19 protein-coding genes are annotated in these 19,591 nt (G+C 69.7%); 10 read left to right on the top strand and 9 right to left on the bottom strand.

Annotated elements, in window-relative coordinates; translation table 11 throughout:
• Positions 1-14 precede the first annotated feature (14 nt).
• The gene (locus JOB34_RS14310) at positions 15-1,028 is read right to left on the bottom strand and encodes an agmatine deiminase family protein (protein WP_208053387.1); all 1,014 of its coding nucleotides are present in this window, start codon (positions 1,026-1,028) and stop codon (positions 15-17) included.
• 26 nt (positions 1,029-1,054) lie between these two features.
• Positions 1,055-2,017: a nitrilase-related carbon-nitrogen hydrolase gene (locus JOB34_RS14305; protein WP_208053324.1), complete on the bottom strand. Its 963-nt coding sequence runs from the start codon at positions 2,015-2,017 to the stop codon at positions 1,055-1,057.
• Positions 2,018-2,112: 95 nt separating this feature from the next.
• Here JOB34_RS14305 and JOB34_RS14300 point away from each other — a divergent pair, with 95 nt between their 5' ends.
• The 8 genes from JOB34_RS14300 (at position 2,113) to JOB34_RS14265 (ending at position 10,145) form a co-directional block, all read left to right on the top strand.
• Entirely contained in the window at positions 2,113-2,346 is a 234-nt protein-coding gene (locus JOB34_RS14300) for a DUF3046 domain-containing protein (RefSeq protein WP_208053323.1), read from the top strand.
• Positions 2,347-2,357: 11 nt separating this feature from the next.
• Entirely contained in the window at positions 2,358-3,152 is a 795-nt protein-coding gene (locus tag JOB34_RS14295; RefSeq protein ID WP_243758165.1) for a transglutaminase family protein, read from the top strand.
• Between the two features lie 428 nt (positions 3,153-3,580).
• The gene (gene recA / locus JOB34_RS14290) at positions 3,581-4,660 is read left to right on the top strand and encodes a recombinase RecA (RefSeq protein WP_208053321.1); all 1,080 of its coding nucleotides are present in this window, start codon (positions 3,581-3,583) and stop codon (positions 4,658-4,660) included.
• 1 nt (position 4,661) lies between these two features.
• Positions 4,662-5,192: a regulatory protein RecX gene (locus tag JOB34_RS14285; protein ID WP_243758158.1), complete on the top strand. Its 531-nt coding sequence runs from the start codon at positions 4,662-4,664 to the stop codon at positions 5,190-5,192.
• A gap of 23 nt (positions 5,193-5,215) precedes the next feature.
• Positions 5,216-5,839 carry a LysE family translocator gene (locus JOB34_RS14280; protein ID WP_208053320.1) on the top strand — a complete coding sequence of 208 codons (624 nt, stop codon included), beginning with the start codon at positions 5,216-5,218 and terminating at the stop codon, positions 5,837-5,839.
• A gap of 24 nt (positions 5,840-5,863) precedes the next feature.
• Positions 5,864-7,243, top strand: a complete 1,380-nt coding sequence (locus JOB34_RS14275) for an FAD-linked oxidase C-terminal domain-containing protein (RefSeq protein ID WP_347813876.1) — start codon at positions 5,864-5,866, stop codon at positions 7,241-7,243.
• A gap of 33 nt (positions 7,244-7,276) precedes the next feature.
• Complete coding sequence (gene miaB, locus JOB34_RS14270; protein ID WP_208053319.1) at positions 7,277-8,797, top strand: tRNA (N6-isopentenyl adenosine(37)-C2)-methylthiotransferase MiaB; 1,521 nt, start codon at positions 7,277-7,279, stop codon at positions 8,795-8,797.
• Positions 8,798-8,930: 133 nt separating this feature from the next.
• Complete coding sequence (locus JOB34_RS14265; protein ID WP_208053318.1) at positions 8,931-10,145, top strand: MFS transporter; 1,215 nt, start codon at positions 8,931-8,933, stop codon at positions 10,143-10,145.
• Positions 10,146-10,203: 58 nt separating this feature from the next.
• Here the strand turns inward: JOB34_RS14265 and JOB34_RS14260 are convergent, their stop codons facing one another.
• From JOB34_RS14260 to JOB34_RS14240, 5 genes are read right to left on the bottom strand one after another with little or no spacing between them, the layout of a single operon-like run.
• Complete coding sequence (locus JOB34_RS14260; RefSeq protein ID WP_208053317.1) at positions 10,204-10,986, bottom strand: DUF1295 domain-containing protein; 783 nt, start codon at positions 10,984-10,986, stop codon at positions 10,204-10,206.
• Positions 10,979-12,289, bottom strand: coding sequence for a cyclopropane-fatty-acyl-phospholipid synthase family protein (locus JOB34_RS14255; RefSeq protein ID WP_208053316.1), 1,311 nt, complete (start codon positions 12,287-12,289; stop codon positions 10,979-10,981). Before JOB34_RS14255 ends, JOB34_RS14260 begins: the two co-directional genes overlap by 8 nt.
• Positions 12,286-13,554, bottom strand: coding sequence for a cyclopropane-fatty-acyl-phospholipid synthase family protein (locus JOB34_RS14250; protein WP_208053315.1), 1,269 nt, complete (start codon positions 13,552-13,554; stop codon positions 12,286-12,288). Before JOB34_RS14250 ends, JOB34_RS14255 begins: the two co-directional genes overlap by 4 nt.
• The gene (locus JOB34_RS14245) at positions 13,551-14,300 is read right to left on the bottom strand and encodes a DUF1365 domain-containing protein (protein WP_208053314.1); all 750 of its coding nucleotides are present in this window, start codon (positions 14,298-14,300) and stop codon (positions 13,551-13,553) included. The genes JOB34_RS14250 and JOB34_RS14245 overlap by 4 nt, the downstream gene beginning before the upstream one ends.
• Positions 14,297-15,559, bottom strand: a complete 1,263-nt coding sequence (locus tag JOB34_RS14240) for an FAD-dependent oxidoreductase (protein WP_208053313.1) — start codon at positions 15,557-15,559, stop codon at positions 14,297-14,299. Before JOB34_RS14240 ends, JOB34_RS14245 begins: the two co-directional genes overlap by 4 nt.
• A gap of 192 nt (positions 15,560-15,751) precedes the next feature.
• On the opposite strand from JOB34_RS14240, the gene miaA reads away from it, so the two are divergent.
• Together miaA and dapF are read left to right on the top strand one after the other, a co-directional pair.
• On the top strand, positions 15,752-16,675 hold the full coding sequence (miaA, locus tag JOB34_RS14235; RefSeq protein WP_208053384.1) for a tRNA (adenosine(37)-N6)-dimethylallyltransferase MiaA: 924 nt from the start codon (positions 15,752-15,754) through the stop codon (positions 16,673-16,675).
• 11 nt (positions 16,676-16,686) lie between these two features.
• Positions 16,687-17,547 (top strand): diaminopimelate epimerase, encoded by an 861-nt coding sequence (gene dapF, locus JOB34_RS14230; protein ID WP_208053312.1) that lies wholly within the window; start codon positions 16,687-16,689, stop codon positions 17,545-17,547.
• On the opposite strand, the gene JOB34_RS14225 is transcribed toward dapF, so the two are convergent.
• Both JOB34_RS14225 and JOB34_RS14220 read right to left on the bottom strand, forming a co-directional pair.
• Complete coding sequence (locus tag JOB34_RS14225; RefSeq protein WP_208053311.1) at positions 17,531-18,157, bottom strand: methyltransferase; 627 nt, start codon at positions 18,155-18,157, stop codon at positions 17,531-17,533. The two genes, dapF and JOB34_RS14225, sit on opposite strands and share 17 nt — an antisense overlap.
• Positions 18,158-18,407: 250 nt before the next feature.
• Entirely contained in the window at positions 18,408-19,340 is a 933-nt protein-coding gene (locus tag JOB34_RS14220) for a DUF559 domain-containing protein (RefSeq protein WP_208053310.1), read from the bottom strand.
• Between the last annotated feature and the right edge of the window lie 251 nt (positions 19,341-19,591).

Genomic DNA, 19,591 nt, shown 5'->3' with positions numbered 1-19,591 from the left:
CAGCTGCGATCGGGTCAGGGCAGAACGGGCTGTTGTTGGGTGATGCAGTGGATTCCGCCGCCGCGGGCGAAGATCTCGCGGGAGTCGATCCCGACCACCTCGCGGCCCGGGTAGACCTGCCGCAGCACGTCCAGCGCACGGTCGTCGTGGGCGTCGTCGAAGGTGCAGGCGATGACGCCGCCGTTCACGACCAGGTGGTTGACGTAGCTGTAGTCGACCGGCCCTTCGTCATCGGACAGCGTTGCAGGTGCTGGTATCTCGACGATCTCCAGCGTGCGTCCGGCAGCGTCGACCGCGCCGCGCAGGCTCTGGATCAGCGACCGGCTGACCGCGTGGTCGGGGTGGTCCGGATGCTCCTGGGAGTGCACGAGCACCACACCGGGGGAGGGGAAGGTCGCCACGATGTCGACGTGGCCCCGGGTGCCGAACTCGTCGTAGTCACGGGTGAGTCCGCGCGGCAGCCAGACGAAGGTGTCCACTCCGAGGCACCGCGTGAACTCGGCCTCGATGGACGCCCTCGTGGCGCCCGGGTTGCGCCCGGGGTCGAGCTGCACCGTCTCGGTCAGCAGCACGGTCCCCCCACCGTCGACGTGGAAACCCCCGCCCTCGTTGACGATCGGCGACGTGACGACCTCGGCACCGGCGAGCCCTGCGACGTACCGGCCGATCTGCGCGTCGCACTCCCAGCTGGCCCAGGACTGCGCACCCCATCCGTTGAAGATCCAGTCGACGGCGCCGAGTCGCGCGCCGTCGGCCGACAGCACGAACGACGGACCCATGTCGCGCATCCAGGCGTCGTCGAGGCCGGTCTCGTGCAGTTCGACGCCCGGGTCGAGCAGGGCGCGCGCGATCTGCGCATCAGTCGGCGCGACCACCATCGAGACCGGCTCGAAGCGGGCGACGGCGTTGGCGACCGATGCCCAGGTACGTCGCGCCGCGTCGGCCTCCGCGGGTGTGTGACCGAGCGTGTAGCCCTTGGTGGGGAACGCCATCCAGGTGCGCTCGTGCGGTGCCCACTCCGGCGGCATCCGCCAGTCGCCGGCCACCGGTGCCGTCACTGGTCGACCGTGCGCTGGTGCTCCGGCCGAATCGGCGCCGCGAGCGATGCGTAGGTGTCGGGACGACGGGTGGCGAGGAAGGGGAATAGGTCGAGCCAGTCGCGGCGCTGGGCGATGTCGAGGTCGGCGACCAGCACGCACTGCTCGTCGCGCGGTGCCTGCACCAGGACGCGGCCGTACGGATCGGCCACGAACGACGTGCCGTAGAACGTGATGAGTCCCTCGCTGCCGCAGCGGTTGGGGGCGATCACGAAGAGCCCGTTGGCGATTGCGTGCGCGACGATCGTGTGCTGCCACAGCGGCTGGGTGTCGAACTCCGGGTGGTCCGGCTCCGAGCCGATCGCGGTGGGGTAGACGAGGACGTCGGCACCGGCGAGCGCGTACGACCGCGCGACCTCCGGGAACCACTCGTCCCAACACGTGGGCATACCCAGCTTGATGGCCGGATCGTCCACCATCGCAACGGGATAGGCGTCGTCCGCCGGACCCGGGCGGAAGTACTTGTCCTCGTAGTAGCCCGCGGTGACGGGGATGTGCGTCTTGCGGGTGCGCTGCACGAGGTCGCCGTCGGGCGAGACCAGGATCGCGGTGTTGAGACCGCGGCCGTCCTCGGCGTCGGCGCGTTCGTAGAGGGAGGCGTGCACGTAGACCCCGTGCTCGCGCGCGGCGGCGCGGGCGAAGCGCATCGTGGGACCGTCGGACAGGTCCTCCGCGGTCTCGGAGGCCACGCCCGAGGGCAGGGTGTCGGCCGGGTAGCGCGACAGCGTGAGCTCGGGCAGGAAGACGAAGCGGGCACCGGCCTCCGCGGCCTGTCCGATGCCGTCGTGCAGCGTCTGTGTGAGGCGCGCGGCGTCGGGATCCCACGCGTGCTGGACCAGTCCGACGCGGACCGGTGCGTCCTGCGGGGCGTTCACCCGGGCGGGGGAGTCGGGGACGGCGGGAGCGGTGATGAGGCGCATGGGTGCAGTATCGCGCGTGGTTCGGGTCGGCCGTGCCGAGTGGCCCGCTTTGCGCGACGTCCTGCGGGCACGTCGACGGCTGTCAGACTGGCGGGGTGCGATTAAGCGAGTTCTGGCGGCTGATGGACGACGAGTTCGGCTCGGGGTACAGCCGGGTGCTCGCGCGTTCGCACGCGATCCACGCGCTGCACGACCGCAGTGCGGACGAGGCCCTGGAGGACGGCGTGGGCCCGCGCGAGGTGTGGCGCGCGCTCTGCGTGGACCTCGAGGTGCCCCCTGAGCGGTGGTTGGGCCGCGATCTGCCGGGCACCGAGACGAAGGAGCCGTAGACGTGAAGCGGATGGTGAACGCCGCCCTGGATTTCCGGGTCGACGGGCCGGCCAGGATCGTGCTCGCGGTCGCTGCGGCGCGGTGCAAGGGCCTGCAGATCGACGAGTCGATGCGGATCACGCGTGATGGTGACGATGTAGACGTCCAAGAGGTGGGGGACACCCACGACGGGGTGCTGCACCTTTTCGAGGCGACGCCCGGCGCGTACCAGATGCGTTACGAGGCAACGGTTTCCGGCTACGAGGAGGACGGCGACGAGGGCACCGGCGCGCAGCTGGGCAACCAGGTGCCGAGCCGGTACGCCGAGTCCGACCGGCTCTTCGGAGTCGCTGCAGAGCTCTTCGGCGATCTCGACGGAGTCGAGCTGGTGCTCGCGGTGCGGCAGTGGGTGCAGCGGCGCACGGCGTACGTCGCGGGCTCCTCGCGGCCGACCGACGGCGCACTCGACACCTTCCTGCTCGGCAACGGCGTGTGCCGCGACTTTGCACATCTGGCCATCGCGATCCTGCGCGCCCGCGGCGTGCCGGCCCGGCTGATCGCGGTCTACGCACCCGGTCTGGACCCGATGGACTTCCACGCGGTCGTCGAGGTCTATGTCGAGGGGGCGTGGCACACGGTGGATGCCACCGGCCTCGCACCGCGGCAGTCGCTGCTGCGGGTGGCGACCGGACGTGATGCCGCGGACACCTCGTTCATGACCAGTTTCGGCGGCCCGGTGACGCTGCAGGCGATCACGGTCGGCGCGGTCATCGACGGTCAGCTGCCGCAGGACAATCACACGGGCCTGGTCCGGTTGAGTCGCTGACGAAGCGCGCAGCGCAGGGTGTGCCGAGCGCAGCGAGGTCCGCCCGCAGCGGAGTGTGAGGAAGCGGCTCGAAGGGATGAGTCGGTAGGGATCCGTCGCACGTGTCGCGTGGTGGGGGTTTTGCGTCGGTGGCCAGGGCTGCAGCACTGGCCGCGGACGCAGAACGCGAACGTGGTGGGGCCGGTCGGTTGAGTCGGCGCCGGGGGAGTGCCGACGTACGGCGTGTCGCTTCGTACGCGTGTTCGGTCACTGGTCTACGCTTTCCACAGGTGCCCTCCCGGGGAGCTGCTTGTCCACACGTGCCGGACCGAGCCCGGTGGCTGTCGGTGGGGGTGCCTAGCGTCTGACCAGATCTCACGTCATCGCACGTTGACGCAGGGAGAAGGTCGACGGCAGGCGCGACCACCTCGAGCAGAAAGAAGCACCCGATGAGTCCAGCACCGGCCGGCCCCAAGCCCGGCGAGAAGGTCAAGGCCCTCGATGCCGTCATGGCGCAGATCGAGAAGGCGCACGGCAAGGGATCGGTGATGCGGCTCGGCGACGACGTGCGCCCGCCGATCGACGTCATCCCGACGGGTGCGATCGCGCTCGACGTGGCCCTCGGGATCGGCGGCCTGCCGCGCGGTCGCGTGGTGGAGATCTACGGCCCGGAGAGCAGCGGTAAGACCACCGTCGCGCTGCACGCCGTGGCCAGCGCGCAGCGGGGAGGCGGCATCGCGGCGTTCATCGACGCCGAGCACGCGCTCGACCCGGAGTACGCTAAGAAGCTGGGCGTCGACATCGACTCGTTGCTGGTCAGCCAGCCCGACACCGGTGAGCAGGCGCTGGAGATCGCCGACATGCTGATCCGTTCCGGTTCGATCGACATCATCGTGATCGACTCCGTCGCGGCGCTCGTGCCGCGTGCGGAGATCGAGGGGGAGATGGGCGACAGCCACGTCGGCCTGCAGGCCCGGTTGATGTCCCAGGCGCTGCGCAAGATCACCGGCGCGCTCAACAACACCGGCACCACCGCGATCTTCATCAACCAGCTGCGCGAGAAGATCGGGGTGATGTTCGGCTCGCCGGAGACCACCACCGGTGGCAAGGCGCTGAAGTTCTACGCGTCGGTGCGCCTGGACGTGCGCCGCATCGAGACGCTGAAGGACGGCACCGACCCGGTCGGCAACCGCACCCGCGTCAAGGTCGTCAAGAACAAGGTCGCGCCGCCGTTCAAGCAGGCGGAGTTCGACATCCTCTACGGGCAGGGCATCTCCCGCGAAGGCGGCCTGATCGACATGGGCGTCGAGCAGGGCTTCGTGCGCAAGTCCGGTGCCTGGTACACCTACGAGGGCGACCAGCTCGGTCAGGGCAAGGAGAACGTCCGCACCTTCTTGAAGGACAACCCCGACCTGGGGGATGAGATCGAGAAGAGAATCAAGGAGAAGCTGGGCATCGGCCCGCAGGTCGACAAGCCCGCCGACGTGGTCGCGGCGGCGACACCCGCCGAGGTGCCGGTCGACTTCTGAGATGACGACGCGGGGAAAGACCTCGCCGGCGCCCGAGACCGATCCGGAGCCGAACCCGCACGACATCGCGCGGGCCATCGTGTTGCGTCAGCTCACGATGGCCCCGCGCAGTCGTCGGCAGCTGGAGGACAAGCTGCGCGCCAAGGGGTGTGACGACGAGGTGGCGCGGGTCGTCCTCGACCGGATGCAGGAGGTCGGTCTGGTCGACGACGAGGCGTACGCCGGCATGGTCGTGCGCTCCCAGCAGGCCGGGCGCGCGCTGGCCCGCCGGGCGTTGGCGCAGGAGCTGCGGCGCAAGGGTGTCGACGACGAGACCGCCCAGGAAGCGCTGGAGCAGATCGACGACGAGAGCGAGCGGGACCGAGCGCAGGCGCTGGTCACCAAGAAGCTGCGCTCCATGCACGGACTCGATGCCGCCGTGCAGACCCGCCGCCTCGCGGGGATGCTGGCGCGCAAGGGGTACCCGTCGGCCCTCTCCTGGTCGATCATCCGGGCGGCCGTCTCGGACGCCCCGGAGCACCAGCGCGACTGAGGCGGATGCGCGAGAATCGTTCGATGTCGTCGACGCTTCCCCTGCTCGTGGCCTGGTTCGTCGCCGTGGCGATCCCCGGACCGGACTTCGTCGCGGTGTTGCGCACCTCGGCCGCCCACGGCCGTCGGGCGGGTCTGTCGGTGGCCGTCGGCGTCGTCGGCGGGATGGCTTGCTGGGCCACGTGCGCGCTCGTGGGGCTGAGCGCCGTTATCGCCCGCTACGAGCACCTCTACCTGGTGATCCGCACGGTCGGCGCCGTGCTCCTCTTCCTCTATGGCGCGCGGGTGCTCATCGGCGCCTTCCGGGGTCACCGTCCCGACACCGGACACGGCGTGCCGGCCCCTGAACAGGGCGGGAGCCATTCCTTATGGCGGCTCGGCCTCTTCACCAACCTGGCGAATCCCAAGGCGGTCGTCTTCTTCGGCGCGCTCTTCGCCTCGCTGCTGCCGCACGGGCTGAGCGTCGGTGGCCGGGTCGGCGTGCTCGGCGCGATCCTGGCCATCGGGCTCGCTTGGTACGTCGTCGTCGCCTCTGCTGCGTCGTCCGCCCCGGTGGTGGCTGCGTATCGACGAGCGGGCCGTGCCATCGACCTGGTCGCAGGCACGGTCTTCGCGATCACCGGCATCGCGCTCGTCCCGCGCAACTGACGCTCGCGGCGTAACGTCGCACGGGTGACTGTCACAGCCGATGCTCTGAGCTCACTGCACGACGTCCTCGACGCCTCCGCCGTCGTCAGCGACCCGGATCTCATGGCGAGATACCTGCACGACGAGGCCGAGTGGGCGCCCTACGGCACGCCACTGGCGGTCGTACGCGCCCGCTCCACCGCCGAGGTGCAGGCGCTCGTCCACTGGGCGATCGAGCACGACACCCCGGTGGTGCCACGCGGCGCCGGGACCGGCCTGTCGGGAGGCGCGAACTCGCTCGAGGGTTGCGTGGTCGTTTCGCTGGACCGGATGAACGCCGTCCGCGAGATCGACCCGCTCGAGCGGCTCGCGGTCGTGGAGCCGGGCGTCATCAACGACGACCTTCGCAAGGCGGTCGCCGAGCACGGCCTCTGGTATCCGCCGGATCCCGCCAGTTCGCCCTGGTCGACGATCGGCGGCAACGTCGCGACCAACGCAGGGGGCATGTGCTGTGTGAAGTACGGCGTCACCCGCGACTACATCCGCGCGCTGCAGGTGGTCACCGGCACCGGAGAGGTCGTCCGCCTCGGTCGGCGGACCGCGAAGGGCGTCACGGGGCTGGACCTGATGGGTCTGTACGTCGGGTCGGAGGGCACGCTCGGCATCGTCACCGAGGTCACGGTGCGCCTCCTGCCGTTGCCGGACCCGGGCCACACCGTCATCGGCTACTTCGACGATCTGGCCGGCGCCGGTCAGGCCGTCCGCGACGTCGCGGCGCAGGGGCTGACGCCCGCCGCGCTCGAGCTCGTCGACCGGGTGTCGCTGCAGGCCGTGGACGACTATGCGCATCTGGGGATCGGCGGCGAGGCGAACGTCGTGCTCATCGGCCGGTTCGACGATGCCGGCGAGGCGGGAGCCGCCGGCGCCGCAGCGATGCAGAAGGCGTTCAGCGGAGCGGGGGCGACCTTCACCGCGGAGGCGGCCGACCCGGAGGAGGCCGACGCGATGATGGCCGCGCGGCGGTTGGCCTACCCCGCCCTCGAGCGGCTCGGCGACGTGTTGACCGAGGACGTGTGCGTGCCCAAGGCGGCCGTCCCGCAGATGCTCGAACAGATCGCCGCGATCGCCGCCCGCTACGACACCACCATCGCCAACATCGCGCACGCCGGCGACGGCAACCTGCATCCGCTGATGATCACCGAACGCGGCGACGAGGCAGCGAAGGCACGCGCCCAGGCCGCGTTCACCGCGATCATCGACGCGGCGCTGGCCGCGGGCGGCACCGTCACCGGGGAGCACGGGGTGGGTCTGCTGAAGCGAGCGGGGATGGAGCGCGAGCTCGGGCCGCAGGTCGTGGCCATGCAGCGCGCCGTCAAAGCGGCGCTCGACCCGCACGGCATCCTCAACCCGGGCAAGGCGATCTGAGCGACCTCGGCACGCCGTACCCTGGACCGCGTTATGCGCACGTACGAGGTTCGCACCCACGGGTGCCAGATGAACGTCCACGACTCCGAGCGGATCAGTGGGCTGCTCGAGCATGCCGGGTACGTCGACCGGCTGACCCTGGCGACCGACGGTCGCCCTGACGCGGCCGACGTGGTCGTCTACAACACCTGCGCCGTGCGGGAGAACGCCGCCGACAAGCTCTACGGCAACCTCGGTGCGCTGAAGCCCGTCAAGGACGCCCACCCCGGTATGCAGATCGCCGTCGGCGGCTGTCTCGCCCAGAAGGACCAGGGCGCGATCGTGCAGCGCGCGCCCTGGGTCGACGTGGTCTTCGGCACCCACAACGTCGGATCTCTGCCGGTGCTGCTGGAGCGGGCGCGCCACAACGCAGAGGCGCAGGTCGAGATCCTGGAGTCGCTGGAGACCTTCCCCTCGACGCTGCCCACCCGACGCGACTCGGCGTACAGCGGCTGGGTGTCGATCTCGGTCGGCTGCAACAACACCTGCACGTTCTGCATCGTCCCGGCGCTGCGCGGTAAGGAGAAGGACCGCCGTCCCGGCGACGTGCTCGCCGAGGTGAAGGCGCTCGTCGAGCAGGGCGTCGTCGAGGTGACTCTGCTGGGCCAGAACGTCAACACGTACGGCGTGGAGTTCGGCGACCGCCTCGCGTTCGGCAAGCTGCTGCGCGCCTGCGGGGAGATCGAGGGCCTGGAGCGGGTGCGCTTCACCTCGCCCCACCCGGCCGCGTTCACAGACGACGTGATCGACGCAATGGCCCAGACGCCCAACGTCATGCCGTCTCTGCACATGCCGCTGCAGTCCGGGTCCGACCGGGTGCTGAAGGAGATGCGCCGGTCCTACCGGTCGGCCAAGTTCCTCGGGATCATCGAGCGGGTGCGCGCGGCGATGCCCGAGGCGGCGATCACGACCGACATCATCGTGGGTTTCCCCGGCGAGACCGAGGCCGACTTCGCCGAGACCCTGCGCGTCGTGCGCGAGTCTCGCTTCTCCTCGGCGTTCACGTTCCAGTACTCGATCCGCCCCGGCACCCCGGCCGCCGACCTGCCCGACCAGTTGCCGAAAGCCGTGGTGCAGGAACGCTTCGATCGGCTGGTCGCGGCGCAGGAAGAGGTCTCCTGGGCCGAGAACCGCACGCTGGAGGGCCGTGAGGTCGAGGTGCTCGTCGCTCCCGGTGAAGGTCGTAAGGACGCCGCCAGCGGCCGGATGTCCGGCCGCGCCCGAGACAACCGCTTGGTGCACTTCGCAGTGCCGGACGGCGCCGAGCGTGCGAGGCCCGGTGACATGGTGACAGTCGGTGTCTCCTACGGCGCTCCACATCACCTGGTGGCCGACTCCGGCATCCAGGGCGGGGCCTACTCCGTGAGGCGCACCCCGGGCGGAGACGCGTGGGCCGCGTTGCAGGACGGCGCCACGCCGGGCACGACGGCCAACCCCACGGTGACCCTCGGCATGCCGTCCATCGGCGCCCCGGCCCCGCGCGCGGCCGCCGACGGACCCACCTGCGCCTGCTAGCGCACCCAGGTCTGTCGCAACTCGCCGACGTGTCGATCCCGGAGGGTTGCAGGCGTCTGCGACCCGCCCGAATCGACATCTCGGTGCGGGGCTCCGCGCCGGGCTCCGATCGCACTGCGAGACGATGACGGGGATGGCTCAGACGACGGCTCCCGCACCCGCCGGTTACCGGCGTGGGGATGCGGGCTACCGGCGGATCACGTTGTCGCTCTTCGCTGCCGGCATGACGACCTTCGTGGCGATGTACGCCGCGCAAGCGGTCCTGCCCGCACTCTCCGACGCTTTCGACGTCTCGCCCGCCGGTTCGGCCCTCGCGGTGTCGGCGACCACCGGCATGCTCGCACTGGCCATCATCCCGGCGAGCGCGCTGTCGGAGCGGTTCGGGCGCACCCGGGTGATGGTGACCTCCGCGCTGCTGACGGCTGCGGTCGGCATCGTGTTGCCGTGGGTGGGGTCGTTCGGGCTGCTGGTGGCACTGCGCGGGGTGCAGGGGATCGCGCTGGCCGGGGTGCCGGCCACGGCGATGGCCTATCTCGCAGAAGAGGTGCACGCGCAGGACCTCGGCGCGGCCATGGGTCGCTACATCGCGGGGACGACGGTCGGTGGGCTCGCCGGGCGGGTGGTCGCCTCCCTCACGCTCGACCTGTCCACGTGGCGGTGGGCCCTGGAGGTCGCGGCCCTCGTCAGCCTCGCGTTCACCCTCGTCTTCGTTCGCTTCGCGCCGCCGTCGGTCTACTTCCGTCCGCAACCGATCGGCGTACGCCGCACCGCGCGGGCCGTCGCCGGGCACCTGCGCAATCCCCGGCTGCTGGCACTCTTCGGCACCGCGTTCCTGCTGATGGGCGGCTTCGTCTCCATCTACAACCTGCTCGGATACCGTTTGCTTGCGAGGCCGTTCAGCCTGTCGCAGACCGTTGTGGGCCTCGTCTTCCTGATGTACCTGTCCGGCACTGTGTCGTCGGCAGCGGCCGGCCGGCTGTCCGACAGGTTCGGGCGGGCGGCGGTGCTGCTCACCTCCGAGGTCGTCGCACTCATCGGCCTCCTCCTCACCTGGGTCACGGCACTGCCCCTCGTCCTGATCGGGGTGCTGCTCTTCACGGCCGGGTTCTTCGCGGCGCATGCGGTCGCAAGCGGCTGGGTCAGTCGCATCGCGCATGACCACCGCGCGGAGGCCAGCTCGCTCTACCTCTTCGCCTACTACGCCGGAAGTTCGGTACTCGGTGCGGCTGCGGGACTTGCCTACTCGGCGTACGGCTGGTCAGGTGCCGTGGCTTACATCGGCGTCATCTTCCTGCTGGCGCTGACGGTGGTCGGTTGGCTGCGCCACGGCGTACGTGAGCCCGCGTGAGTTTCGGACATGCACAGCGGGGCAGATGTGCCCCGGCGTGCATGTCCGAATGTTCGGGTCAGGTGTGCTTGCCGGGGGGCGTGGGCACGAAGAAGCTGGTGCGCTCCTGGTAGTCCCGGTAGCCCTCGCGCTGCGCCATCGACTTCTCCAGGCGTCGCGCGCCGGTGGCGACGACGAGGAAGAACACCATGGCGACCGGTGAGAGCACCGTGAGCACCCCTGGCCACACCGACGCGGAGACGAGGTAGACGCCCACCCAGACGCAGGCGTCACCGAAGTAGTTCGGATGCCGCGTCCAGCCCCACAGGCCGCGGTCCATGATCGTGCCCTTGTTCGCAGGGTCTGCCTTGAACGCGCTCATCTGCGCGTCGCCGATGGCCTCGAAAGCGATGCCGAACACCGTCACCAGGGCTCCGACGACTGCGACGACCCACCAGATGCCGCGCGGATCGTGGGTGGCCGCGGCGACCTGCACCGGCAGCGAGATGAACCACTGCGCGATCCACTGGGTCACGAAGATGCGCCCGATGATTGCCCCGGTGCCCTTGCCCTCGAGCAACTCGGCGTAGCGAGGGTCCTCTTCGCCGCCGCGGCTTCGCTTCCAGATGTGGTACGACAGCCGCGCACCCCATCCGATCACCAGCACGGCCAATGTGATCCGTCGGGCGATGCCGCCCGTGCCCAGCACCAGGGCTACGAGCGCGACGAGCGCGAGCCCCGATCCCCAGATGACGTCGACGACGTTGTAGCGGCCCTTGGCGCGGCCGACGAAGAACGTCACAGCCTGCAGGACCGCCAGCAGCAGGAGGCTGACGCCGGAGACGAGCAGGAAATCAGCCACGCGGGTCGCTCCAGCTTGCCGGTCGTACGGCGGGCAGTGCGCTCATGCCGGACCTGCGGCGTACGGCGGTGATCTGATCGACGCCCATCCGCCCCTCCTGGAAGGCCAGCAGCCCGCCCGCAAGGTAGAGCTCCCAGACCCGCACGACCTCGTCGCCGACGAGCTTGACGAGCTGGTCCTTGGCGGCGTCGAAGCGACGCTGCCAGGCGCGCACCGTCCACACGTAGTGCTCACGCATGGCATGTACATCGCGCACCTCGAGGCCGGCCCGCTCGAGGAAGGCGACCGTCTGACCCACCGGGCGCATCGTCATGTCGGGCGCGATGAACGCCTCGATGAACGGCCCGCCGCCGGGGTGCTCGTCGTGTCGGGACATCTGCTGGATCACCACGTGTGCCTCGTCGGAGGCGCATCGCGCGAGCGTGTCCGCGTACGCCGCGTAGTTGCGTTCGCCGACATGTTCGCCCATCTCCAGCGAAGCCACCGCGTCGAACGGCTCGTCGGCGATCTCCCGGTAGTCCTGCAGACGGATCTCCACCAAGTCGTCGAGGCCCCGCTCGGCGACGCGCGCGTCGATGAAGGCCTTCTGCTCCTTGGAGATCGTCACGCCGGTGACCTGCGCGCCGTACGCCGCGGCGGCATGCAGCGAGAGCGAGCCCCACCCGCAGCCGATGTCGAGGAATCGCATGCCGCGACGGGCATCGAGCCCCGCCTTGCGGCACACCAGGTCCAGCTTGTCGCGCTGAGCGTCCTCGAGCGAATAGTCCTGCGACTCCTCGCCATTCAGGTCAGCGCCGGTGACGTAGGCGCTGGAGTACGCCATGTGGTCATCGAGGATGAGGGAGTAGAAGTCGTTGGACAGGTCGTAGTGGTTGTGGATGACGTCGCGGTCCCGGCTGACGGAGTGCAACCGTCCGCGGACGGCGATCTGCGTCTTCGGCGCAGGCAGGGGCCGACCCAGCACGCCGAACTCGCGTGCCAGTCGGGTCGCATCGGCGAGCATCCGCACGGAGGGACGCTTGGCGGTGACTCCGCGGGCCGCGAGCGTCGCCCGCACCCGGGAGAGGCCCTCGACCAGGTCGCCCTCGACATCGAGCTCCCCGGTGACGTACGCCTGTGCCGCGCCGAGTTCGCCCGGATGCCACAGCAGTCGGCGAATCGCGCGGGGGCTGGCCAACGTCACGTGGGGCGCGTCCAGGGGCCCGGAGGCGCTGCCGTCCCACGCGGTCAACCGCACGGGAAGCTCGCTCCCGGACAGCGGTGCGACCAGGGCGGCGATACGGCCCGCAACGTCCGAGTTCATGCTGCTGCGCCCTTGGTGAAGGTCAGCTGATGCACGTCGAGGTAGTCCGCGCGGAACCCGCCCTCGCTGTAGCGCAGGTAGAACCGCCACATCCGGCGGAAGGTCTCGTCGAAGCCCAGCTGTTCGAGACGCTCGTGGGCGGCGTCGAAGGTCTCTGCCCAGATCCGCAGCGTCTCGGCGTAGCTCTGACCCATCGGAAGGTCATCACCCAGCGAAAGCCCTTGTCGCGCGGCGGTGTCGCGCAGCATCTCGACCGATGCCAGCGCGCCGCCCGGGAAGATGTACTTGTGGATCCAGGTGTAGGTGTTCCTGGTCTCCAGCACCCGATGGTGCGGCATGGTGATGGCCTGGATGACCGCCGTCCCCCCGGGTGCGAGCACCTGCGCGATCTTGGCGAAGTAGGTGTCGAGGTACTCCAGACCCACCGCTTCGATCATCTCCACCGAGAGCACCGCGTCGTACTGGCCGAGGGTGTCGCGGTAGTCCCGCAGCGCCAGGTCGACGCGCGCCGCGAAGCCCGCGTTGTCGATCTTCCCCTGCGCCCAGGCGAGCTGCTCGCTGGACAGCGTGACGGAGTCGACATGAGCCCCGCGTGCTGCGGCCCGCAGGGCGAGTTCGCCCCAACCCGTGCCGATCTCGAGCACCCGGCTGCCTTCGCCGACGCCGGCCTGGTCGAGCATCCGGTCGATCTTGCGGTGCTGCGCCAGCTCGAGCGAGTCGGCGTCGACCGGTCCTTCGATGAGCGCGGCGGAGTACGTCATCGACGGGTCGAGGAACGTCGCGAACATGTCGTTCGAAAGGTCGTAGTGCCGCTCGACGTTGCTGCGCGAGTTTGCCGTCGACGGCTTGTCGGAGAGCGGCTTGCGCGTGAGGTACGCCGATCGCATCCGCTTCAACGACGTCGGCACCAGGTGGTCGATGCCGCCGGCGAACGCCGCGATGAGCCCGGCGAGATCCTCGCTGTCCCACTCGCGGGCCAGATAGGACTCGCCGAACCCGATCAGGCCGCCGGTGCCGATCCGGCGCATCAGGGCGCGCGGGTTGTGCACGTGCATGGTCGGCGCCGCAGGATCGTCGGCGCACCCGCCGAGCGTGGTCCCATCCGGCATGACCACGCGGATCGCGAGTCGCGCGACCGCCCGACGGAACAGACCGCGCGTCACGCTCTCGGCCGCGCTTGCCTTGAAACTGCGGGGGATTCGCACGACATCAGGCCACCGGATCGGATCGATCCCCATGGTCGAGGGGTCGGACAGGGCGGTCATACTGCCTCCTGGGGCGCGTGCTGTGGTCGTGGTTGGATCGGGAGCCGCCGCGACCACAATCGCACTCCGTGCAGGTGGATCAGCGTGGTGACGAGGTATGAGGCTAGAGGAGTGGCGACGGCAGCTTTCAGGGTTTCGCCGCGACCACGAATTCGTCGGCCGGTCCAGGTGGTCGCGAAGGGTCGCTCACCGGTGCGGCGCAGGGTGATCGCGACCGCGAACTCGTCGTCCGGCTCGGGCAGGGACATCGTGTATTCGCCGTCGGTGTCGTTGAACGGGGAGACGTAGAACTCCTTGCCCACCTCAGCGCGGCCGCTCTCATCGGGCCGCACCAGGTAGGCGTGTCGCTCGCCGTAGGTGTTGTGCACCTCGGCGATGACACAGGCGAGCGCGCTGCGCCGATCCCGGCACCAGTAGACGCTGACGGGGTTGAAGACGTAGCCGAGGGAGCGAGCTCCCGTGAGGACGCGCACCGTGCCGCCGTCGAGATCGATTCCATGCGTTGCGGCGTACGTCGTCACATTGTCTCGCCAGGAACTACTCGGGTCGCCTAGATGGTCCGAGGCCTTGAAGCGGGTGAACGCGCTGGCCCACCAGGGGAGTTCGGCCGGACGTTCGGAGCTGCCCAGCTTGTCGAGGTCGACGAGATAGCTGATGCCGGGATAACTGAATCCATGCTTCAGCGGGGAGGTGCGCTGGTGGCGTACCCGTGTCAGATAGGCGGTGGCCGTCGGGTGCGGGCTCACTCCCACGTCCCACCGAGGCGCGTCGCCGCTTGCAGTCCGGAGAGCGCCCCGTCCTCGTGGAAGCCCGACCCGTGGTAGGCGCCGGCGAAGGCGACCCGGTCGTCGGAGAGCGAGGGCAACTCGCGCTGCGCACGCAGCGAACCCAGCGTGTAGAGCGGGTGCTCGTAGGTCATCTGCGCGATCACCGTGCGCTTGTCCACACGGTGCTCGCCACCGAGCGTGACGAGCATCCGAGTGCCGTCCGGGCTCGGCAGCCGCATCAGCCGGGTGAGGTCGTAGGTGACGACGACCCCGTCCTCGTCCTCGGGAGACAGGTAGTTCCACGAGCCCCAGGCACGCGGGTTGCTCGGCAGGACGGACGAGTCGGTATGCAGCTGAGCGGTATTGACTGAATAGGGCATCGCGCTGAAGACGCGCTCCTCGGCGGCCGTGGGCTGTGCCAGCATCGCCAGGGCCTGATGCGGATGCGTCGCGATCACCACACCGTCGTACACCTCGCGACTGCCGGCGAAATCACCGACCTCCACGCCATCGGCAAGCTTGCGCACCGATGCGACGGGGGTGTTGAGCAGGGTGCGGTGCAGACCCGCGACGACGCGCTCGACGTAGACGCGCGACCCACCGGTCACCGTGCGCCAGGTCGGCGATCCGCTGACGGTGAGCATGCCGTGGTGGTCCAGGAACTGCAGCAGGGATCGCGCGGGGTAGTGCAGTGCCATGTCGGGCGGGCACGACCAGACCGCAGCGATCACCGGGCGGATGAAGTTCTCGGTGAAGTCGCGACCGTAGGTCGTCTCACCGAGCCAGTCCTGCATGGTCACATCATCCTGCTCCGGGCCGTCGAGCAGGGCGCGAGCGCGGCGGTGGAAGCGTTTGACGTCGATCAGCATGCGGCAGAAACCGGGACGGGTCGTCGTGTGGGCGTCCGCCAGGATGCCGCTCAGGCCCTTGCCCCCGGCGTACTGGAAGCCGGTCCGCGGCACGTAGACCGACATGCTCATGTCGGTCGGCTGAGTGGGCACGTCGAGCTCGCGGAAGAGTCGCTGCAGTGTGGGGTAGGTGCGGTCGTTGTGCACGATGAACCCGCTGTCGACGGCGATGGTGCTGCCGTCGGGGAGCGGCACGTCGTGGGTATGTGCATGACCACCGGGCCGCTCGTCGGCCTCGTACAGGCTCACGTCGCCACTCTTGCTGAGGACGTGCGCGGCCGTCAGTCCGGCCACACCGCTGCCGATCACGGCGTACCTGCGCGGTGACATTGATGCTCCTCGGTGGTGGACGTCTTGGACCACGTGTGATTCGAGACGACCCAGATCACGGATGGGTACGCGTCGCGGTGAGGCGTACGTCACACCGCGCGCCCGCGTCGTCCCCGGACCGAGCAGCGGAGCGTGACGATGTCCATTCGCCGCGGCCCGCGGACCGCGTCGACGGCATTGGATACTTCCCTCATGGATGTGGGCGGTCGGGCGACCGTGGTGGCGGTGGTCGGGCCGACGGCGACCGGAAAATCCCACCTCGGGCTGGACCTGGCAGAGGCGCTCGACGGCGAGATCGTCAATGCCGACGCCTCGCAGCTCTACCGCGGCATGGACATCGGCACGGCCAAACTGCCGGTCGCCGAACGACGCGGCATCCCCCACCACCTGCTGGACGTGCTGGACGTCCGCGAGGAGTCCACGCTCGCGGCGTACCAGGAACGCGTCACCGTCGCCATCGACGACGTGTGCGCGCGGGGGCGTACGCCGATCCTGGTCGGCGGCAGTGGCCTCTACGCGCGGGCGGCCCTGGACGTACTGGAGATACCGCCGACCGACCCTGGTGCGCGAGCCGCGTGGGAGCAGCGCCTGGAGACCGAGGGCCCCGATGCGCTCCATGCACAGCTGCGCGAGCAGGACCCCGCGGCGGCGCGTGCCATCGGACCGGCCAACGGACGCCGTCTCGTCCGGGCCCTGGAGGTCATCGAGCTGACCGGTCGCCCGTTCAGCGCGAGCATGCCCACGCGCACCTACCGCCGCCCGGCCGTGCAGGTGGGGCTGCGAGCGGACCGACCACTCCTGCACGAGCGGATCGCTCGTCGTGCAAGTGAGATGTGGGAGGACGGGTTGCTCGACGAGGTGCGCCGACTGGACGGTCAAGGGCTGCGCGACGGACGGACTGCCAGCCGGGCGATCGGGTACGCGCAGGCACTGGGGCAGCTCGACGGTGATCTGACCCGGGATCAGGCGATCGACGAGACTGCCCTCGCCACAAGGCGATTCGCACGCCGACAGGTCGCATGGTTCAAGGCCGATCCCAGGATCACCTGGCTCGATCACGACGACCCGGATCTCACCGATCGCGCATTGGCGCTGATCCGTGCGGCGCGTCCGTGACAATGGCACGCATGCCCACCGTCGACTTCGTCAAAGGCCACGGCACGATGAACGACTTCGTGCTGGTGGCCGACCTCGACGGTGCGCTGTCGCTGACCGCCGCCGACGTCGGCTTCCTCGCCGATCGGCACGCGGGGATCGGCGGGGACGGCGTGATCCGGGTGACCCGCACCGAGTCGGTCGCCGATGCTCCCGCGGACATCGACCCGCAGCTGTGGTTCATGGACTACTACAACGCCGACGGATCGGCCGCCGAGATGTGCGGCAACGGCACGCGGGTCTTCGCCCGCTACCTCGTGGAGCACGGACTGGCGAGCGGTCCGTCGTTCGAGATCGGCACCCGTGCGGGCGTCAAGCGCATCGACCTGGTGGGCGACGGCTACAGCACGGACCTCGGGCCGTGGAGGTTGTCGCGGGCGGACGAGGCCGCCGAGCGGGGGATGGACGCGGTCGTCCAGGTCGTCGGCGCGCCCGACGCGCTGCCCGCGCTCAGCCTCGATCTCGGCAACCCGCACACCGTCGTCGCGCTGCCGCCGTCGATGGATCTCGGCACCCTGGACCTGCAACGGGCACCGCACGTCGACCCGCGACCGTTCGACGGCACGAACGTGGAGTTCGTCCGCGCGCACGGGCCCGGGCACATCAGCATGCGGGTCTTCGAACGCGGGGTGGGGGAGACGCTCAGCTGCGGCACCGGAGCGGCGGCCGCCGCTCTGGCGACCTGGTGGTGGAGCGGACAGTCGCCCGACCAGCTCCAGTGGACGGTCGATGTGCCCGGTGGGCGCCTCGGCGTCCTGATCGACGGCGACCGGGTCTCGTTGTCCGGTCCCGCCGCGCTGGTCGCCGACGGCCGGGTCAGCCTGCCCGGCTGACCTGCAGGATGCGGTAGCCCTTCTCGCTCGTGTGCCGAGTGGTCACGAGCCCCTGCCCGGCGAACTCCTCGCTCGACCACCGGTGCAGGGAGTCCGAGCCGAGGTTGCGCTGGACCACGAGATAGGCCTCGCCCGACGCGCTCAGCCGCGGCAACCAGGTACGGAGAAGGTCGTGCAACGCCGGCTTGCCGACCCGGATGGGCGGGTTGGACCAGATCAGGTCGAAGCGGACGGCGGCGGGTACGTCGTCGGGGAGCTCCGCGCGTACGCCGTCCGCCCCCACCGCCGAGGCGTTTCGACGGGTCAGGTCGAGCGCGCGTTCGTTGACGTCGACGGCGTAGACGCTCGCCTGCGGCGAGCGCAGGGCCATAGTCAGCGCGACGGGTCCCCAGCCGCACCCGAGATCGAGGAACGTGCCGGTGGTCGGTGGCTGCGGAGCGTGCCGCAGCAGCACCGATGTGCCCTGGTCGATGCGGTCGGGGGAGAAGACGCCGCGGGCGACCTGCACGGCGTACGTCGTCCCGGCCAGCGGGATGTTGATCGTGCGACGGTCCGCGTCGCTCGCGGGCTGCGCGGTGAAGTAGTGCTGATGTTCCTCGGAGTCCGCCACGCGAGCACGCTACCCACCTCCCGGCGCGCGGGTCGTGCGCCGTCCACTCGCACAACCTGCGTTTCGGGCTGAGCGGGCAGAAACGCGAGCGGGCGTACGGGCTGGGCGGCGCGTTTGGGGCTGAGCGGGCCGAAACGCGAGCGGGCGTACGGGCTGGGCGGCGCGTTTCGGGCTGAGCGGGCAGAAACGCGAGCGGGCGTACGGGCTGGGCGGCGCGTTTGGGGCTGAGCGGGCCGAAGCGTGGCCCGCGTCAGGCCACTGAGCTTGCGGACGGCTGATGGAAATAGGTGCACCAGGCGGTGGACAGGCGAGGTACCCGCATTCCCTGCGTGCGCATCGCCGTCGTCACCCGCGTGAGTACCCGATCGGGATGTGAGTACAGGTCGTCCGCGGTGATGACGACGAACCTCCACCCCTGCCCCTCCAACTCCTCCCGGCGGAGAAGGTCACGCTGCCACTGGTCCTGCCGGTCGATATGGTGGCGGCCGTCGTACTCGATGGCGATTCGCGCCCTCTCGTACGCGAGATCGAGCTTGCGCTGAATCTCACCGTCTGCCCCTCGGATCGCAGTGTTCACCGCGGGCTCGGGGAGGCCGGCGAGGACGAGCAACAGCCTCAACCTCGTCTCGTTTGGCGAATCCACTCTCCCGCGCACCCACGTCGCGGCTCGGCGAACAGTGACAGAACCCCTGCCCGATGCGACCGACGCGGCCGCGGAGAGTCGATCGATCGTGGTTCGTTGCTTCCTGATCAGCGAGTCGCCGAGGACCACCAGATCCACCAGTTCGAGATACGCGCCAAGATCCACGAATGTCTGCTCGGGTGTCGTTGTCGGTACACCCGATCGCTGCATGACCCGCGGGCTCACGTCGTAGCGATGCGTCCGGATCCCGCGGCGTTTGGTGCGAACGTCAGTGGTCACGGCGAGGTGCACATCCGACGTTCGCGGAACTATGCCGCCCCACAGCTGAGCGGCCGAGTGGTGGCTGGCCGCGAGGGCTTCGGGCGCGCAGAAGAGCGCCGCCTGAACGAGAAGTGTCTGCGTTACGGGGGTGCTTGCCGGCACGTAGCAGTCGAAGAACACCCTGGTGTACTGCGTGCTGAGCAGCTCCTTCATCGGCAGACCACGTGTGCGCGCGGTCCGGCGATCGATGAACACGCGGGCGTTGTCGAAGGCGGCCATCCGGACAGCATCGAGGACTCCGAGAGGCTGCCCACGGTTATCCACAACCCACGGGGATTCGGTGGCGCGTTTGGGGCTGAGCGGGCTGAAACGAGAGCGGGCGTAGGGGTGGGTGGCGCGTTTGGGGCTGAGCGGGCTGAAACGAGAGCGGGCGTAGGGGTGGGTGGCGCGTTTGGGGCTGAGCGGGCCGAAACAAGAGCGGGCGTAGGGACGGGGGGTAGGGGCGGCGTACCGGCATAAACGGTTCGCAG

It is taken from the genome of Allobranchiibius sp. GilTou38, assembly GCF_017565325.1.
GTDB classification, from domain to species: domain Bacteria; phylum Actinomycetota; class Actinomycetes; order Actinomycetales; family Dermatophilaceae; genus Allobranchiibius; species Allobranchiibius huperziae.
The sequence above is the reverse complement of the archived record's forward strand: the minus strand, read 5'-3'. Positions and strand labels throughout refer to the sequence as shown.

What these genes read in the sequence shown, in the direction of transcription:
- JOB34_RS14310 (WP_208053387.1), bottom strand. Translation starts at nt 1,028, where the DNA reads ATGCCGCCGGAGTGGGCACCGCACGAGCGCACCTGGATGGCGTTCCCC.
- JOB34_RS14305 (WP_208053324.1), bottom strand. Translation starts at nt 2,017, where the DNA reads ATGCGCCTCATCACCGCTCCCGCCGTCCCCGACTCCCCCGCCCGGGTG.
- JOB34_RS14295 (WP_243758165.1), top strand. Translation starts at nt 2,358, where the DNA reads ATGGTGAACGCCGCCCTGGATTTCCGGGTCGACGGGCCGGCCAGGATC.
- recA (WP_208053321.1), top strand. Translation starts at nt 3,581, where the DNA reads ATGAGTCCAGCACCGGCCGGCCCCAAGCCCGGCGAGAAGGTCAAGGCC.
- JOB34_RS14285 (WP_243758158.1), top strand. Translation starts at nt 4,662, where the DNA reads ATGACGACGCGGGGAAAGACCTCGCCGGCGCCCGAGACCGATCCGGAG.
- JOB34_RS14280 (WP_208053320.1), top strand. Translation starts at nt 5,216, where the DNA reads ATGTCGTCGACGCTTCCCCTGCTCGTGGCCTGGTTCGTCGCCGTGGCG.
- miaB (WP_208053319.1), top strand. Translation starts at nt 7,277, where the DNA reads ATGCGCACGTACGAGGTTCGCACCCACGGGTGCCAGATGAACGTCCAC.
- JOB34_RS14265 (WP_208053318.1), top strand. Translation starts at nt 8,931, where the DNA reads ATGGCTCAGACGACGGCTCCCGCACCCGCCGGTTACCGGCGTGGGGAT.
- JOB34_RS14255 (WP_208053316.1), bottom strand. Translation starts at nt 12,289, where the DNA reads ATGAACTCGGACGTTGCGGGCCGTATCGCCGCCCTGGTCGCACCGCTG.
- JOB34_RS14250 (WP_208053315.1), bottom strand. Translation starts at nt 13,554, where the DNA reads ATGACCGCCCTGTCCGACCCCTCGACCATGGGGATCGATCCGATCCGG.
- JOB34_RS14240 (WP_208053313.1), bottom strand. Translation starts at nt 15,559, where the DNA reads ATGTCACCGCGCAGGTACGCCGTGATCGGCAGCGGTGTGGCCGGACTG.
- miaA (WP_208053384.1), top strand. Translation starts at nt 15,752, where the DNA reads ATGGATGTGGGCGGTCGGGCGACCGTGGTGGCGGTGGTCGGGCCGACG.
- dapF (WP_208053312.1), top strand. Translation starts at nt 16,687, where the DNA reads ATGCCCACCGTCGACTTCGTCAAAGGCCACGGCACGATGAACGACTTC.
- JOB34_RS14220 (WP_208053310.1), bottom strand. Translation starts at nt 19,340, where the DNA reads ATGGCCGCCTTCGACAACGCCCGCGTGTTCATCGATCGCCGGACCGCG.